Origin of the sequence: Desulfovibrio sp. TomC (assembly GCF_000801335.2) — a bacterium.
Lineage (GTDB): Bacteria > Desulfobacterota > Desulfovibrionia > Desulfovibrionales > Desulfovibrionaceae > Solidesulfovibrio.
The window spans coordinates 1-17662 of the sequence record NZ_JSEH01000015.1 but is presented as its reverse complement, the minus strand read 5'-3'; the positions used below and the strand labels follow the sequence as shown (position 1 = coordinate 17662).

Sequence of the window (17662 nt, the reverse complement as noted above, 5' to 3'; positions counted from 1 at the left end):
ATGCTGTGTCCCATTTGTGAGCGAAGTTGCCACGTTCCGGCCGGAGCCAACGGCGCCTGCGGCCGCTACGCCAATATCGGGGAGGCCATGGTCGAACGCTTCCCCGACCGTTATCTGGTCGCCAGCCCCATCTCCGTGGAAACCATCCCGCTGCTCCATTTCCATCCTGGCGCGCCGTTCCTGCAAGTGAGCACCATCGGGTGCAACTTCGACTGCCCAGGCTGCATTTCCACGGTCACCGCCCGGGAAATGCGGCCGGACAGCCCGGCCTTGCGCCAGCTTTCCCCGGAAAGCGTGGTGGCCATGGCCGTGGCCAAGGGATGCAAGGGCATTGCTTTTTTGATGAACGACCCGCTGGCCTCCTATCAGACCTTTGTGCGCGTGGCCCGGGCCGCCAAAAGCCAGGGACTTTTGGTCGGCTGTGCCTCCAATGCCTATTTTACCGAAACGTCTTTGCAACCGCTTATCGGACTTCTCGATTGCATCAACATCGGCGTCAAGGGGATGACTGCCGCGTCGGTGCGCGCCTGCGGCGGCGGCGATCCGGGCGTGGTCCTGCGTAACATCCGGTTGCTCGTTGCCCATGGCGTGCACGTGGAAGTGGCCTGCATGGACCGCAGCGACAACCGTCAGGATACCCGGTTACTGGCCCAAACCCTGGCCGGGATATCCCCAACCCTCGTCTTGCAACTCATGCGGTTTGTCCCCATCGAATCGGCCGACCCGGCCCTCGAACCACCCATTGCCGACACCGAGGCCTTTGCCGCCGAGCTGCGCCGCATCCTGCCCTTTACCTATGTCTTCAACACCCCGGGGACGCGGGGGCTGGATACGGTTTGCCCCGCGTGCGGCGAGACCATCGTTCACCGGGACTTCTACGGCCCCATGGGTGCACGCCTGCTCTCGCTGGCCCCGGGCGTGGCCGACAACGCCGTGGCCTGTGCGCGCTGCGGCAGCGACCCGGTCATCAAGGGCCCTGTCTCCCCCCCGGCCTTGCGGGAAGGAGCCTTCCAGGGCGGCTATCCATTTACCCGGGGGCTTGAGATCGTCGAATCCATGTGTCTGGCTATGGGCGCAACCACCCAGGCCCAGGTGGTCGGGGTCTGGGAACATCTGCTGGCAAAGCGTATGCTCCCGCAACTGCACCAGGACATCCAAACCATTGACGGCTATTTCAGACTCATCCGGCACTTCGGCGACGTGCTCGGTCGCAACGACAAGGCTGCTTGGTTGGTTGACTATTTAGCGACCATGATCGCCCCGGTGCTGGCCAACGACATTCCCCCCGCGTGCCGGCCTCGAACCTACTACGCCATGGGCAAACCGCTTTTTGCCATCAAAGGGGACCGTTTCGAAAATCACCTGGTCGGCGTCGCCGGGGGGAACAGCGTCAACACGTCTCTCGAACTGGAAGGCAGGCCCGGCATTACCATTCCGGCGGCAACCTTCAAACACCTCGACCCGGAGGTCATTTTCATTTCCTCATTTATATCCAACGATCCCAAAGCGTTTTGCCAGGAGTGCAGGGAATCCGGGCTCGATGTGTCAGCGGTGCGTTCCGGTCGCATACATACTGCGCCTATTCCGACCAGCGATTTCGGCGCGCCCAAATGGGTGCTTGGCCTGCGTTATCTGGCCAACATGCTCCATCCGGACCGGTACTCATTCGATATCGAAAAGGATGCGCGCGACTACCATCGCCATATTTTCGGGCAGGATTTCCCGGTCGCCACGATCAACCGTTCCTTTGCCAAACCGAACCGATTCTGGCGCTTCACCGAGGTTGCTCCCAGCGCTGCCGGTTGACCTGCTCGTGTCGCATTCACAAAAAATATTTCTGTTTTTGTGAATAAAAACAATAAATTCAAGCCTCGGCGCTTGGAAAACCATCATTGAAATGACCGAACACAGCACGAGGGCATGGCGCCGCCCCTGGAGTGGAAAAGGTGCTCCTGGGCTGGTCAAAGATTGTAGACGCACGTGTTCCTGACTGGCGCGAACCGGAATGTTTCGACCAACAGCAGGTGAATACCGGTCTTGTGTTTGTTCAAGGGAACTTGGGCGCTTAGGCCCGATCAGCCCAGGGCAAAGCGGATGGTCAGCAAGGCATGGCAGGGCTCTGGCCGGCCCTGTCGCTTGGCCGGGTAAAACGTCGAGGCCTTGATGGCCCGCAGGGCCTCCTCCACGAACTCAAGTCCGGTGTGTTCGACCACCGAAACATTTCGCAATACGCCTTCGGCATCGATCTCCAGGCGAAGGCGCACCTTGCCCTCCTGGCCTGTCCGCCTGGCGGCGTCGGGATAGCGCAACGGCGAACGATGCCGGAACGTCGGCCCGTCTCCCCGGCCGAATTCGCCGACATACATTCCGCCGTGCCCCTGGCCGTCGCCGTTGCCCCCAGGGCCGGCCCCGGGAGTCAGACCTTTGCCCGGCCCCTCGCCCAAACGTCCCTGTCCGTTGCCTTCCCCGGCATTCGCCCCGGAGCCCGTGCCTGTCGCCGAGACATGCCCGGCCTCGGTCTCAGCCGGTTGGGCCGACGGCGGCCCGGCTGGCTGTGCTCTGGCCGCCACTGCTTTGGGGTGGGCCTTCGTCGTGGCTCGTGGTTTGGGCGGCGGGGTCCGACGGTCGAGATCGGGCGTGGGCACGGCCGGCGGCTCAGGGATCGGCTGGGGTGTTGGCTCGGCCGGCGGATCGGTTTCAGTCCGGGCACTGGGTTGCGAAGTTGGCGCGGCAGCTTCGACAGACGTGGCGGCTTCGGTGGGGGAAACCGCCGTGGCCGTTCGGGCCGCGCCGTCCAAACCACTGTCCTGTCCGTCGCCGCCGACCGGACCGCCGCCGTCAAGCCCTCCCAGGTCGAAATGCCCAATGACCGCCAAGGGCGGTTCTGGCGCCGGGCCGGCAAGCACGGCGCAGACGACCAGCGCAGCCGCAACCAGTCCGTGCAGTCCGGCTGAAGCCAACAGCCCGGGCCACCACCGCGCGCCGGCAGCCGGCCTGTCAGGTCGTTCCAGCAGGCAATCCCGGAGGACGGCTGGGTCGAGAGTAAAGGCCCAGGCGGCTTGGGATGCAGACCCCGGCCAGGAGCGCAACTCTGGGGAGACGTCGCCTAGCCCTGCCGGATCGGGAACAGGCGCGTTGGCATCATGGCTGAGCTGCATGGCATTCATCCAGTGTCACGAAAGTTTTTAAAACAGCGACAGTACATTCTGCTACGCCAGCGATCACGGACAAACATTGAAACGTGATCTATTGCAGTAATTGAAATTCTTGTCTATTAAGTCCGCAGTGTCAAGCATGAGCCCGTTCTTTTAGCAGCCACAACCGGTCTCATGTTTTGCTATACACAATCATACACTCGCCAGAATACTCAACACAGTATTCTGTTGTTTGAAATTGCCGTGACAGTATAAAGAGCAATGGACTCTGTGCCGTGTGTTTCGCTGCCAGCCTCGGCAGGCCTCAGGGGAAGCCTCTCTCCTGCGGCCGCTGATTCCGGCGTTTGCGGCTCGGAATCCGGTTCCAAACACTGTCCCGACGACAGGCAAAAAGAGCGAAGAACGGACGTCGTGTCCAAAGCAGGCGATGGAGCAACACGCAAGGGGGGATTATGAGAGGGATTGTTGGCTTGGCCATTTCGGCGATTTTGGCCCTGCCGCTGCCGCTTTTGGCCGCTGGACCGGACAAAGGCGACGCCGCGAACCATGAGATGGATGAGATGGTGGTCACGGCCACCCGCACCGAAGAACCGCTCAAGAGCATACCCGGCCGGGTCGAGGTCATAAGCCGCGAGGATCTCAAAGAAATGCCCGTCCAGACCGTGGACGAGGCCCTCTCCTACATCTCCGGGGCGCACCTGGAACGGGCCAACGGCCCCTACAGCTTCAAGTCCACCCTGACCCTGCGCGGTCTTGGCAACGAGCAGGGACGCACGCTGGTTTTACTTGACGGCGTGCCCATGAACTCCTCGGACATGGGCGACGTCAACTGGAACCGGATCAACATGGAAGATGTCCAGCGCATCGAAATTCTCAAAGGGCCGGCGGCCTCCATTTACGGCAACAACGCCATGGGCGGCGTCATCAACATCATCACCCAAAAGCCCACCAAAATTGCCGAGGGCCGCGTCTCCACCCAGTATGGCACCTATGACGACTGGCAGTTGCGCGGCATCGCCGGATTTCGCACCGCCGAGGAAAAAAAGGGCCTGTGGGGCCGGGTATCGGCCTTTTACCATGATTCCCCAGGCTACAAAAACGTTCCGAGCGACGAGCAAACCCGGTACACCGTGAAGAACTACATCACGGAAAAGACCATCAACGGCAAAGTTGGCTGGGACTTTAACGAGTCCAATAGCCTTGAGTTGCAGTATACAAAGGATAATCAGAGCGTTGGCGAAGGCAAAGAAATCTTTGCCTACAACGGCGTGCATCGCGCCTACGACACCGGGGCCTGGCAGGGACGGCTGAACCTCGGCTACGAAGGCTGGACAGGACTCATAAACGTCTACTTTAACGACACCAATTACGATCGGACCCAGGAAAGCATCACGGATTCCAGCGACGTACAAAAGTACATCGATTCCTACAGCCGCACCGACTCCAAGGTCAATCGCCAGGAACTCGGCGTCATGACCAACGTCTCCCGGGTCTGGGGGCCGCACACCTTCACCGCCGGCTTCGACTACCGTGACGGCCTGATGGACGGCACGGACTACTCCCGCACCGGCACCATCACCTTTGCCACGGATTACGGTAAGATCCGCACGCTGGGCGGCTTTCTCCAAGACCAGATGCGTTTTCTCGACGACAAGCTGATCTTCCTGGCCGGGCTTCGTTACGACAACGCCACCACCTATGACGGCCGCTACGACACCAACATCAGTTCGCTGAACTCCTATACCAGCAATTATTCCGACCACACCTGGGACCAGTGGAGTCCGCGCGCCTCGGCCAAATACTTCTTCATGGACAATTTAAGCGCCTACCTGTCCTATGCCCATGCCTTCCGGGCTCCGCTGCTCGACGACATGTACCGCACCGGCAAGATGAAGGGCGGCTACAAAATATCCAACCCGAGCCTCGGACCGGAAAACCTCGATACATTCGAAGTCGGATCCGACTACCAGCCCCTGGACAACCTGAAGCTGTCCGGTTCAGGCTACTTCTCTGTGGGCCATGACTTCCAGTACTACGTCAACGTATCCAAGGGCATAAGCCAGAAGCAAAACGTCGGCGAAGTCCAGATCTGGGGCATGGAACTCAATGCCGAGTACGATCCGTTCAAGTTCATGGACATCGACGTGCTCAAGAAATTCTCGCTCTTTGCCAACTACACCTTCAATGATTCCCGGATCACCGATTTCCCCGGCCGGCCGGATCTGGTCGGGAAACTGCTCTCCTATACGCCGCAGAACTCGGCCAACGTCGGATTTACCTGGCTCAACAAATACATCAACAACAAGTTGGCCGTGCAGTATGTCGGTGAAATGTACAGCGACGACATCAACACCAGCAACACCACAATATCGCCCCATGCCTTGCTCAACGGCAAGATATGGCGCAATCTCGATTTCTTTGAATACGGCGAGCACATGGAGCTGTCCCTGTCGGCCCAGAACATCCTGGACCACCGTTATATCGATTATCGCAATTCCAATGGAGAAAACCCCGGCCGGATGCTCTTTTTGGAGCTGACGTGCAAGTTCTAAGACTCAAGGAACTGTCCACGGCCCAGGTGGTGTTTTTCGCCTCGGTCGTGGCCCTGGACTTCGGCTGGGGGCTGGTCTTCAAGACCGCCCTCCAGGTGACGGCCATCCACGAGGTGGCCCGGCTGGAGATGGTGGTCTCGGTCATGCTCATGGTCCTGGTCCGGCTGATGCTTGACCGGTTCGGCACGCTTATCTGTTTCGAACTGGCCTGGGGACTCCTGGCCGCCGTGCTTATGCCGGCGGCCGGGGGCCAGCCCGGCTTCATGAAACTGATACCGGCCCTGACCCAGGGGGTGGTGTTCGATCTCCTGTTTTCTCTGCTGCTAACCCGGATGCCTGTGGGCCGGGCCTACGTGGCCATCCTGGTCGGCGGCATCCTTGGCCCCTGCGCCGCCATGGTCGTGCGCGTGGCCATGGGGATGCCCTGGGCCACGGCCACCCAGGTCTTTTTCGGTATTTCGCTCCTCACTTCCCTCGTCATCAACGGCTTTGGCGTCTATCTGGCCCTGGTCGTCTGGAAACGGATTTCCGGGCTGCACATTGTCGCCATGCTGCGCCTGCCATGATTGCCTGTCGGGAACTGACGTTTACCCCGGTCGGCACGGACGAGCCGGTCCTGGCCGACGTGACCCTGACGATCCGGCCGGGAGAACGGGTGGGCATCGTCGGACCGTCCGGGGCCGGCAAGTCCACCCTGGGCTATCATCTGTGCGGCGCGCACCGGCTGGCCCTGGCTGGTCGCACCAAGGGCGGGCTGGTCCTTAACGGCTGTGACGGTCTGGCCGGCGCTCCGGTCGGATTTGCCGGCATCGTCGGCCAAAACCCAGAAGCCCAGCTCTTTTGCGCCACGATCAGCGAGGAAATGACCCTGGGGCTGCGGGCCAGGGGCATGGCCGAGGCCGAGTGCCGCACAGCAGCAATCGAACTGCTTGGCCTCTACGGCCTGGCCGGCCGGGCCGAGATCGCCCTGGGCACGCTGTCGCTTGGCCAGAAGCAGCTGACCGCAGTCCTGTCCATGCTGGCCATCCGGCCCAAGGTGCTGCTCCTTGACGAACCGACGAGCTATCTCGACGCGGCCACGGCCGACCGGCTCTTTGCCCATCTCGACAGGCTCAGCCGCGAAACCGGGCTGGTCGTCATGGTCATCGAGCACGATCTGGACCGGTTGTCCGGTTTCGCTGACCGCTATCTGGCACTGGAAAACGGCCGGCTCGTCTATGACGGCCCAGCCGCAGCGTTTCCGGGCAGCCGTCCCCTGCCGCCGGGCCGGCTTTCATCGCCGGCCTGGACGGCGGGCCCAGCCGTGCGCCAGGCAGCGGACGCGCCGACGCTGGCCTTTGAAGGGGTGTCTTTTGGCTACGGCACGACCGACAAGGTGCTTGACGACATTAATCTGGCCGTGCGGTCGGGTGAGGTCGTGGCCCTCATGGGGCCAAACGGTTCCGGCAAATCCACCCTGCTGCGCCTGGCCAAGGCCCTGGCCAAACCCCGGACCGGGCGCGTGGCCCTGGCTGCTGGCCTGACCTGTGGCCGCGCCGTGGGACTGATGTTTCAGAATCCCGATGAACAGATTTTTGCCCATACCGTGGCGGCAGAGTGCGGCTACTGGCTGGCCAACCTGGATATACCCGAGCCTGCCCGCACGGCCTGCGTGACCCGGGAGCTGGCCGGACTTGGGCTGGACCGGATGCTGGAGCGCTCGCCCTTTTCCTTGAGTTTCGGGGAAAAACGCCGCCTGTGCCTGGCCTCGGTACTGGTGGCCGATCCGACGATCCTTTGCCTGGATGAACCGACCACGGGCCTGGATAACGCCTCCATGGCCGTTATGGCCCAAACCGTGCTCGATCGGGCCGGCCAAGGGGCGGCCGTACTCGTGGCCACCCACGAACAGGCCTTTGCGTCCATGGCCGCCAGCCGCATTGTCCGGCTGGACAGCGGCCGCATCGTTTCCGATGTCCCCAACCCGGAGGGACGCGATGGTGCGTAGCCTGCGCCGCGCCAGCGCGGTGAGCAAATTCCTCTTTGCCGTTTCCCTGTGCGCCTATGCTTTTCTCTGTGAGGACTGGCGCATCCTGTTGGCCATTGTCGTAGCCGTATCCATCCTACTCCTGGTTTCCGGCGTCTGGGACCGCAGCGTCAGCCTGATTTTCGGCGTCTCGGTCCTGGGGCTGCCGACCCTGCTGCTCCTTTTTCTCCTGGGCGGCATCGAAAAAGCGGCCAACTGGCGCGAGGGGATGCTGCTTGGCCTGGCTTGGCTCGGAGTGTTCTCCCTGCGCCTTCTCATCGTGCTGTTGGTCGATGTCCTGGTGGTCAAGTGGACGAGTTTTTCCGACATGCTGCTGTCGCTTCGAAGCCTTGGCCTGCCGGGCAAGGCCGTCCTGTTCGTCTCAGCCTTAACCAGCCTTTTGCCGGCCATGTTCGCCATGAGCCTGCGGGTGGTGGAGGTGCAGCGGGCGCGCGGCTTTGAGGCCAAACGGCTGATGCGCCCTTCGCAGTTCCTGCCGCTTTTTGTACCGGTCTTTCTGGCCCAGATGCGCCGGGCCACGGAATTGGCCCTGTCCCTGGAACTGCGGGGTCTGGCCGGCGACCGGCCGGAGGCGGTCGTCCGCACACCCCTGAGCGTCGGAGACGCCTGTTTTTACCTTGCCGCAGTCCTGCCCTGGACGGGTTTTGCCTGGCAGTGGCTGCGCCCGGGAGCCTGAGGCAGGCCGGCCCGCAACATTTGCGGCGCTTGCCGTCCCTGTCCGTCGCCAAGGAGAAAATCAATGCCGCGTCAGCCTGGACGGAGATTGGCACCTGGGGCCATGCCATACCACGTGACGCCTGACGGTGGACCGGTCGAGTCGACCGCCGCCGCAACGCCAAAAAGGACATGCCATGCAATGCAACTACTGTGAGCGGTACTGCCGCCTCGAAGAGGGCCGGCACGGCTTTTGCCGCATGTATGCCAACACCGATGGCCAGCTTGTCGAGCGCTTCCCGGACAAGTGGTGCGCCTATGCCGTGTCCCGGGTGGAAACGATTCCCTTTTACCACGCCTACCCCGGCAGTCGGTGCATGGTGGTCGGCACGGCCGGCTGCAACCTGGATTGCCGCTACTGCGCCAATGCCTACGCGGCCAAGGAAGACCCGGCTTCCCTGACCGACATCCTGCTCGACATCGGTCCCGAACAACTCGTGGCCCTGGCCCGCAAGCAGGGGTGCCATTCCATCGTCTTCTCCATCAATGAGCCCACAGTGTCGTTGCCGACCCTGGCCCGCGTCTCCCGGGCGGCCAAGGCGGCCAACATGCCCATGGGCTGCCTGACCAACGGTTACGCCACCCCCTTGGCCACGGCCCTTTTGGGGGAGATCTTCTCGTTTATAAACGTCAGCCTCAAGGGCCTGGACCCGACGTTTTGCGGCGAATGTCTGGGCATTGCCGACAGCGGCCCGGTCGTGCGCAACATCCGCGAGCTGTCCCGGCTTTGCCACGTCGAGGTGACCACTCCGGTCATCGACGGTGAAAACGACCACGAACTGGATGCCATGGCCGCCATTTTGGCCGACATCAACCCGAACATCCCCTGGCATGTTTTCCGGTTGCTGCCGACCCACAAGATGAGCAAACGCGACTATCCCAATATCGAAGACATAAACCAGCGGCTGGAAAAACTTCGGACCAGCCTGCCCTACCTGTATTTCCACAATTTCATCGGATCCGAGTGGGTCGGCACCCGCTGTCCCGGCTGCGGCGCGGAAGTGATTACGCGCCACAGCCTGGGCTGCGGCGGGGACAAGCTCGACATGTTCCGCTGCCAGGGCAACGTCTGCCTCCAGTGCGGCGGACGCATCGCCCTGCTCGGCACGCGGGTGAACTGGAACGCTGGGGAGGTGCGCATATGAGTCTGGCCATTTTGGATGCAAGGCAGTGGCAGCAGGTGGTGGATCTACGCACCGGACATAAAATCGAAGCGACTGATTCGCCGCTCACCGGCACGGTCAAAGGCGTGCTGGCCCGTCATCCCTTTCCCGGCGACCGGGACCCGCGCGGCAACAGTTGGGTGACCGACACGGCTCTTGACCTCATAGAGCAGTACAATCCGGGCTTTGCCTTTCTGACCTATGCCCGGCAGTACTATTCCTCGCGCTATTCGCCGCTGACCGCGGCCGAGAGGACGGAGATGCGCGATGCGGCCTTTGCCGAAGTGGAACGGTTTTCTCGGGAGTCGGGCTTTACCACCGTGATTGTCGGCACGGGCGACATGACCGAGGCGGCGACCCCCATCGACCTGACAGGCCTGGACGGACTGGCCGTAGCCAGCAACTGGTCGGCCCGCTATGCCGGACTGTATGGACTTTCGCCCCGGGACATGGACCGGCTCACCGGGCATCCCGGTCTGGAGCGGGTGGCCACGCGGGAAGAAATCCTGGAGCTGTTTGGCGGCGGCCCGGAGAATGGGACCCGTCTGCCCGAACAGATGGCCGTGGCCCGGCTTGGCCACTACTTCAACACCACATCCCTTCGCCGGCTGGTCATGCTGCCGGCCCCAAGCTACTTTGTGCCGGTTTCAGCCAACCTGGAGGGCGTGGCGTCAATTACTGACGTAAAAAACGCGATCCTGGCCCGACTTGGCCGGGAAAAGGTGGCCATCGCCTTTCTGGAAGGGCTGGGCTGCGATGATTTCACAATGCCGTTTACGGCCTGCCGCAACGGCCGGAGCTGGTACTGCTACGAACCGGGCGACAGCCAGTATCTGGCCCTGACAACAGGCAGCCACCGCGTGTTTGAACACAACGGCGGCTACCGTTACTACCTCGACGACATTGAGCGCAAACCCTACCCGTTCTCAGGCTATTTCACAGCCTTGCCGTCGGGGACCATTGGCGAGGCTTATCCGGGCCGCAGTATCGCCGTTGGCAACCGCAGCATGTTCATGCACATGACCACGGGTTGCGACATCGCCTGCGAGTGCTTTGCCCGAAACCTCTACAACCAGGGGCTCATGGCCGTCATCCACCGCCAGGACAAGGCGATTGGAGCGGGTTGAGGGCATGCATAGAGAGGGCCAGGGCGATTCTGGAAGCCTAGAGGCTGATGACGGACCGCAGGCAGGAGGCCGTATGGGCGACAAGCAGGATGTTGCAGCCTTTCTGGCCATCAGCCGGGACGTCTTTGCCCCGCTATACCCGTATTATGCCGACACTTTTATCTACCAATCCGGCATCAGGCGCGGCTTGTGTCTCGACCTGGGCTGCGGCGGGGGCCAACTCGGACTGTCCGTGGCGGCTGCCAGTGCCTGTTTCGCCGTCCTGCTTGACCAGTCGCCGGCCATGCTCCAGGCGGCAGTTCGTGGCGCGGCACAACAGGGTCTGGCCAAGCGGGCCGTGCCCCTCTTGGCCGATGTCCATGCCCTGCCGCTTCAAGACGGCAGCGTCGATCTGGCCGTCAGCCGCGGTTCCCTCATGTTCTGGAAGGATCTGCCCAAGGCTTTTGCCGAAGTCCGCCGGGTTTTGTCGCCCAAAGGCCGGGCCTATCTCGGCGGCGGACTTGGGCCGCCATTGATCCGGGAAGCCATCTGCCGCCAGATGGCCGGCCGCGATCCCCGTTGGGCGCAGGGAATTCCACCGCCACGGCCGGGGACGGAACCGGAAACCCACGCCAAGTTCTTGCGGGCCGCCGGTATTGAGCACTTCACAATTACCCGTGAGGACGCTGGCCATTGGATAACATTTGGGAAATAGAGGGCACGAAGGGAAGACTCAATCTCGCCAAACTGTTGGCCGTCCGTCCCAAACGTCCCCGGACATCAGGACCGTATGCCGGCTTTGACGTTGGCAATACAGTTTTACGCGCGTCCTGAATGATTAAGTCAAAAGCATCCCCCCCGTCCAGTGAACGCAGGCAAGGCCCACCCCACTGACGACTGCTCGCGGGGTGAGCGTCACGGGAGCTTCTCGCCACCCCCTGCATGGGACAGATTTGAGAGTCATGGTTGTTGGGAAAAGGACATTTCCAACACCTGAACGCCCAAGGCCCGGGTTTCTTGCGGCAAAGGTCTCTCCTCGCCAACATTGACTCGTGAGAGGTGCAAAGACAGCTTATTCGAGCCGTTTACCGTTTGTATCAATACATTGTGGCGTGTTGCCATATTTGGATCATTCCCTTTTGGAACAGCAAATTCAGCCACTACGTGTTCGTTTAAAACAATAGATACTGTCTGATCAAAAAGAGGACTTACGAGTTGCAACGTCAATTTATACCTTGTGCCATGATCTAAAAAGTCAATATGAGTCGCTGCATCTGTCGTCCATCGGTAAACATAGTCAGGTGATGTGTTTTTTTCTAGGCCAGACAAATTATAAATATGTATATAACAAGGCAACAAGTCGTCAATAACAGTCCATTCTGGCTTCAGGCGGCACCACAAAATTGTCGTCGGTTGCGTCGCACAAGCGACATAGTCCCGATCAAGCACCTCCTGGAGCATTGGAAACACCTGATCGATTTGAAAATTCTTATCACCTCTATCAGTCTCAAGCACAACGCTGGGTGGATGTCGTTGAAATACATCCATGAATTCTTTTGGATCAACAGCCAGTCGCTTTTTATAATCAAACAAATCAGTTGTTTCCGGCATGGGCGGGACAGATCGAGTCAGCACATACAACTCATAGTGAGGATGCGTAACAAGGAGGCTGCCGTTGCCTTGCGTGCATTGTTTGAGCACATTAAGAAATGGAGTTGAAAAATCATCAAGTCCCCAAGCCGGCATGCGAACCTCGGGACTGGTCAATGCAGAGAGCGGAAAAAGCAGACTCGTGGCTGCCGTCAAGACGAGCAGTCCCTTCCGGCCACCTTCCTCCCAAAAAACCTGTAGCGCCAATCCATAAGCGAGAAAAAGAAATGGTACATATGTCAGAATATAATGAAGAAACGGCCGACCAGGCGCAATGGAGGCAAGAACGGCGACAACAAGCAAGCTTAATACCAGTAAGGCATCATGTCCTGAAGGACAAAAGTGCTGCGCTTTTCGATACAGAGGAGCATAAAAAGCTAGAGACGCCGCCACGACAAATGGAACGAACAAGGCCGTAATAAAAAGGGCAGATTCCTGTTTTGTAGCAAGACCATTCGCAACAAGATAAATAAACGTGGTGAACTTTTCGCGTATTCCTGGGGAAATCTCTGCGATATAGCCAAACTGCCAAACAAAAGATTTTTTGTAATACGCAATGACAGCTGGTTGGACAAAACTATAAAGAGCCATCCCAATAGTCGGCAAAATAGCAATTGCAATAAACAGCAAAAAATCACGCTTTTTATAATGGGAATATGTCAAAATTGCAAAAATAAAAAAAACGAATAGTATTACTAAATGTGGAATAAATTGTATCTTAAAAAAAGAAATAAATCCGAGACATAATCCTGCCAACAGGAGAGGAAGGCGTTGCAGCCGAGCCCTATAGTGCAAGAGAAAAATAGTCGCTAACAGCGGGAAAATACTAGTAATTATTTCAGCGTTGTACAAAACAAGCTGCTTTTCTCGGGTAAAAGCCACAAAGAAGAAAAAAGATAAACTGACTAATGGCGCTAGCGATGCAACACCACATTTCCTCAACAAAACCAACAAACACCAACCAGTACAAAATTGGCAAAATAAAACGAAGAGGTGAACAGAATAGCTATCAAGTGGCATTCCAAGCCAGTTGAGACCAACCAAGAGCAAGGTCATCCCCGGGCCATGTGTGCCAATAAAAACACGCCCAAAAAACTGTTCGTGCGCGAGTACAGCCAGTGCCGCAGTAATCTGTTCACTTTCGTCAGACAGAGAAGGCGAGAATAAGACAGGAAAGCGTCCAAGCAGGCACAAGGCTGACACAGCGATTCCATAGGCCATGATTGACCATGAAGATCGACGCACGCTAATCACTGCGAACAGAAGGGCCGCAATGGTGGATACGAAGGCCAACCATTGGTACAAATCAACGGAAAGAAGAGTCGCTTGTCGTAAAAAATCCATACCACGATACCCTATTGAATACTTCCCTATGCGGACAGACACTCTGCGAATACCAGCAAAATATTAGCATTAGCACTCAAACACACATGAGCCATGCAATACTTTCAGGCAAGATACACTTTATAAAAAAACCATATCTAAAAGATCATTATAATAAAAATCTATCCCAAGATCTTGCTTAGATCTACTAAAAGAAGTTATTATGTCTATAAAAATATGTAAAAAACTACAAAAACATTCTGAGCGGCAACCATGCAATAGGACTATCCCCAGCGGTAACAAAGTGACGCATGCCAATGCAGCTCAAGATCAGTGATAGAACGATACCGACAATAACATAACGCGAACGATCCATCGAATAACCAGACCAGACGATCACAGTATCTCCAGGCAATGGCTGCAAAATATCACTCTTGGCAGCCAAAAACACCATCAGCACATACCAGTGAAATATGATTTGATTGACCCATCGACCATAATCCATGCCGATACAGAATAAGACCAAGGGAAGCATCAGACAGCCTAAAAGCAACATCCTGTTCCACCAGCCGGCGGCACGAAAACGACCCAGCCCGCTCCGGCACAAGGGCAACATATAGACCAAGGGGAGTAGGGATAAGACGCCCAGAATGAGATAGTGCCAGTTGGTAGGCGACGTGCGCATCACATGAAGACTGATCGAAATGCCTTCGGCCATGGTCATGGAAAAAAAATGGAGTGCCCCTGCATCCGGAGCAAAGGTCAGATGCGGAAAAAGCGCCTCCCAAGAGGCTGCTATGGCTTGAGCGGCATTTTCAGTGCGCAGGGCGAACATAGCCAGAAATACCATTGCCGGCACGACGACGAGCGTAGCCCCCTGCAAAACTGTTTCCAGCCGACGCAGGCCCCTCGAGTCGGACAGCCTGAGGATAACCAAGTAAAAAGGAATAAAAAAGACGACGAGTTCATGGACAAGGCTCACGAAGAGCAACAAGATGTTAAGCCCCACATACCGCGCCACAAGTCCTCGCCTCCCAGGATTCTCACGCCATGCAGTCAAAGCCGCGTCAACGAGAGCCATGTACAACACCATGGCCACTATTTCTTTGCGACCAAACACGCCATAATCCCAGATCCAGAAAGCAAAAAGTCCTGGAGAAAAGACAAAAAGCAGTATCATAGCCATATCCATGAACCGGAAAAGCCGCACTGCAAACCACACGAAGGCCAAATACAAAACAGTCAACACAATAGCCGAGCTCCACAAGGGAGTAATCATCGGCCACAGGCGCAGAACAACTTCGCCAAATGCCCCTCGCCGAACAAAGCCCCCTTGGTAATTGATAAGAAGTTCGGACCAGACATATCCTGTCGGGTAAGATTCTAGCAACTTACTCAGATCGAAAGCAATGGAAGCCAACATGATGGCGACGACAAGTCCAATGGTCCAATGTCGCGCAATAGGCCCAGAGATTCTCATAGTATGAATGATTCCATAGGTCGAAGTAACATGTCATTGAGACAATCGAACTCTTTAACAAACACTCATGCAAGCATCAATATCTGGATGAATTTGCAACCATCTAAATGAGATTATTGAAACAAACAAATGAAGCACCGAAAAAGGTAGCCGATACTGACAGACTTGAGCAACAGCCCATGCTGCTATCAAATCACGCTACACACACAACAATACTATATCATTAACTAAGTTACAGGACGCATGTAATGAACGAATTAGAGCGTACAGTTGTACAATTGCAAAAAGCTAAATTTATCGCATCACAAAATAATTAATTCTCCACTAAAAAATGCTCAAGTAGCATTAAAAGCGAGATCTCGACAGCAACAACTACTAATTGGTATAGACAGAAAGTTCAGCACAGACTGGAAGTAAAGAAGATATGTCACGTGTTTTTTTGTTCTCTCATAAAGTCAAACAACCTAGCAACAGTATCTTGGCACAGCGAGCGAACGAACGTCATACATAGTATTAGCATATACAGCCAACACTGCCGCCATCATTGCGTTAAAAGAACTTATCCATTACGTGTAAAAAGTATAAAACTCCAAGCAAGCAAATATCACAGCTTTTGATTTCAGTCTTTATCTCATGCCGATGTCATTCAGGTACCTCCAGCCCGTGCAATGTTAGTTCACTTACTCCAGCAAAAAACAGCTCACACTGCTCAAATCAATGCGCTAATCAATAAAAACAAATAAACAATTCCTTACCTGCAATTATTTCTTGAATTAATCAAAATTCACACGTTCTTTTTCGACAACAAGGGGCCGTGCTAAAACTTGTGTGTGGATGGAGCCGACATATTCGCCAACAACTCCGAGGAAAAACAACTGTACTGACCCGAAAAAGAACATTCCAACGATAACAGGTGCCATTCCAACGGCAAAAAAATCCCAAAACAATAATTTATAGACGAGATAACCGATTGCGACTAAAATACTAATGGCCGACATCAAAAATCCGAACATCGTTGCCAGCCGAAGCGGCACTTTAGAATGGTTGGTGATTCCCAACATCGCCATGTCATAGAGGGTGTAAAAATTGTTGTGTGTTATGCCGCCACGACGGGGAGGTTTGACGAATTCTACCAACGCGGCTTCATGCCCGAGCTCAGAAATAATACCTCTGAGATATGGGTATGCATCGCCAAGAACCCTCAATTCCTCCATGACCGTACGATCATAAAGACCAAAGCCTGTAAAATTTTTTGTGATGCTCACGTCAGACAGGATGGCCAGCAACTGGTAATACTTCTTACGAAGAAATCCCATAATCGGGGAATTTATTTCCTGTTTCTTTATGGCCAACACGAGTTTATAGCCGGCCTCCCATTGGCGAATAAAATCCACCAATACTTCCGGAGGGTCCTGAAGATCCGAGGCCATCAGAACAACAGCATCACCTCGAGCCTGCAGCATACCATAAAAAGGAGAACGGATGTGCCCAAAATTTCTCGCGTTGACAATTAGTTTAACCCGCTTGTCCACAGTGCACAACTGCTTAATCAGCGCGACAGTTGTATCCCGCGAAGCATTATCAATATAAATATGCTCATAGTCATAATTAGGAAAATGAGTAGAAAATATTAAGCGAATTCTCTCATAAAGGAGGTGTACATTCGCTTCTTCATTATAACATGGTGTAACAACACTGATTAACGGCATATATCTTCCTTGGCGGTTTGATTGCGGTACGAAATCAATGAACGGTTCACGGCCTGGCGCAAATCAACGCGCACATATAATCCGAGTTCCTGGCGGGATCGATCGATATTTGGCACATAGCGCGAAGGCAAACGTGAAGGATCTGGTTGTTTAGCCGTCGTTACGACTATTCCGCCTGCTGTTTCGGCCATGACTGCAGCAAGCTCACCAATGGAAACGGCTTCGTCAGACCCTACATTGTAAGCCCTGCCTGATGCACCGCGAAGCAAAATTGTGAAGAGCCATTCCACGAGATCTGTGGGATACATATAGGAGCGATATGGCGTACCATCCCCTTGAATGCGGATGGGGCCACCGCGCAAGACATCGGCCAGAAAATTTCCTGCGGCAAAATGCCTGTCCAATGGCAAGAATGGACCGAGAAAGGCAAACGGCCGGGCGATAGGGATGACCAACCTCCCCTGCGCCGCAATTGTTGCGCACATAAATTCTGCCACGCATTTCCCCATACCGTATGCATTGCCGGAAACCAGTGGGTCTGGCCGCCCCTCGAAGGTCTCAGCCATGGAGACCATATCCTCGGGCTGGCGGCCGTAGACGGCTCCAGAACTCACGCACAGCAATCGCCGGGTCTGGCTGCGTTGAGCGTACTCCAGGACCCGTCGGGTACCCTCGACAATAGTATCGAACATAACCAGGGGCGCGTCATGATTGAGGGCGGCGCTGGCTTCGGCAGCGGCGTGGATAATGTAATCGACGGGCTGCGTGGGGAAATCAAAATTTC

At 56.4% G+C, this 17662-nt stretch carries 13 protein-coding genes; 8 read left to right on the top strand and 5 right to left on the bottom strand.

The genetic code is table 11. The features are described from left to right. On the top strand, positions 1–1806 hold the full coding sequence (locus NY78_RS14475) for a radical SAM protein (RefSeq protein WP_043637598.1): 1806 nt from the start codon (positions 1–3) through the stop codon (positions 1804–1806). A 269-nt stretch (positions 1807–2075) separates the two neighbouring features. Here NY78_RS14475 and NY78_RS14470 read toward each other — a convergent pair whose 3' ends face one another. Then, complete coding sequence (locus tag NY78_RS14470) at positions 2076–3158, bottom strand: energy transducer TonB (protein WP_043637444.1); 1083 nt, start codon at positions 3156–3158, stop codon at positions 2076–2078. A gap of 449 nt (positions 3159–3607) precedes the next feature. Between NY78_RS14470 and NY78_RS14465 the strand changes: the two genes are divergently transcribed. The 7 genes from NY78_RS14465 (at position 3608) to NY78_RS14435 (ending at position 11431) form a co-directional block, all read left to right on the top strand. Beyond that, positions 3608–5707: a TonB-dependent receptor gene (locus NY78_RS14465; RefSeq protein ID WP_043637441.1), complete on the top strand. Its 2100-nt coding sequence runs from the start codon at positions 3608–3610 to the stop codon at positions 5705–5707. Continuing rightward, positions 5695–6273, top strand: coding sequence for a hypothetical protein (locus NY78_RS14460; protein ID WP_043637438.1), 579 nt, complete (start codon positions 5695–5697; stop codon positions 6271–6273). Before NY78_RS14465 ends, NY78_RS14460 begins: the two co-directional genes overlap by 13 nt. Further along, positions 6270–7694 carry an ABC transporter ATP-binding protein gene (locus NY78_RS14455; protein ID WP_043637436.1) on the top strand — a complete coding sequence of 475 codons (1425 nt, stop codon included), beginning with the start codon at positions 6270–6272 and terminating at the stop codon, positions 7692–7694. The genes NY78_RS14460 and NY78_RS14455 overlap by 4 nt, the downstream gene beginning before the upstream one ends. Beyond that, the gene (locus NY78_RS14450; RefSeq protein ID WP_043637434.1) at positions 7684–8409 is read left to right on the top strand and encodes an energy-coupling factor transporter transmembrane component T family protein; all 726 of its coding nucleotides are present in this window, start codon (positions 7684–7686) and stop codon (positions 8407–8409) included. The genes NY78_RS14455 and NY78_RS14450 overlap by 11 nt, the downstream gene beginning before the upstream one ends. A 175-nt stretch (positions 8410–8584) precedes the next feature. Continuing rightward, a complete protein-coding gene (locus tag NY78_RS14445; RefSeq protein ID WP_043637433.1) occupies positions 8585–9592 on the top strand; it encodes a radical SAM protein in 1008 nt (335 codons plus the stop codon). Then, entirely contained in the window at positions 9589–10737 is a 1149-nt protein-coding gene (locus NY78_RS14440; RefSeq protein ID WP_043637431.1) for a hypothetical protein, read from the top strand. The genes NY78_RS14445 and NY78_RS14440 overlap by 4 nt, the downstream gene beginning before the upstream one ends. 73 nt (positions 10738–10810) lie before the next feature. Further along, on the top strand, positions 10811–11431 hold the full coding sequence (locus tag NY78_RS14435; protein ID WP_043637429.1) for a class I SAM-dependent methyltransferase: 621 nt from the start codon (positions 10811–10813) through the stop codon (positions 11429–11431). A gap of 245 nt (positions 11432–11676) precedes the next feature. Here the strand turns inward: NY78_RS14435 and NY78_RS24795 are convergent, their stop codons facing one another. The 4 genes from NY78_RS24795 to NY78_RS14415 form a co-directional block, all read right to left on the bottom strand. Then, positions 11677–13710, bottom strand: coding sequence for a hypothetical protein (locus NY78_RS24795; RefSeq protein WP_156180957.1), 2034 nt, complete (start codon positions 13708–13710; stop codon positions 11677–11679). A gap of 226 nt (positions 13711–13936) precedes the next feature. Further along, the gene (locus tag NY78_RS14425) at positions 13937–15112 is read right to left on the bottom strand and encodes a hypothetical protein (protein WP_156180956.1); all 1176 of its coding nucleotides are present in this window, start codon (positions 15110–15112) and stop codon (positions 13937–13939) included. A gap of 830 nt (positions 15113–15942) precedes the next feature. Continuing rightward, positions 15943–16878, bottom strand: a complete 936-nt coding sequence (locus NY78_RS14420; protein WP_043637423.1) for a glycosyltransferase family 2 protein — start codon at positions 16876–16878, stop codon at positions 15943–15945. Continuing rightward, on the bottom strand, positions 16869–17662 hold a 794-nt coding region (locus NY78_RS14415; protein ID WP_043637419.1), incomplete at its 5' end, for an NAD-dependent epimerase/dehydratase family protein. The genes NY78_RS14420 and NY78_RS14415, both read right to left, overlap by 10 nt.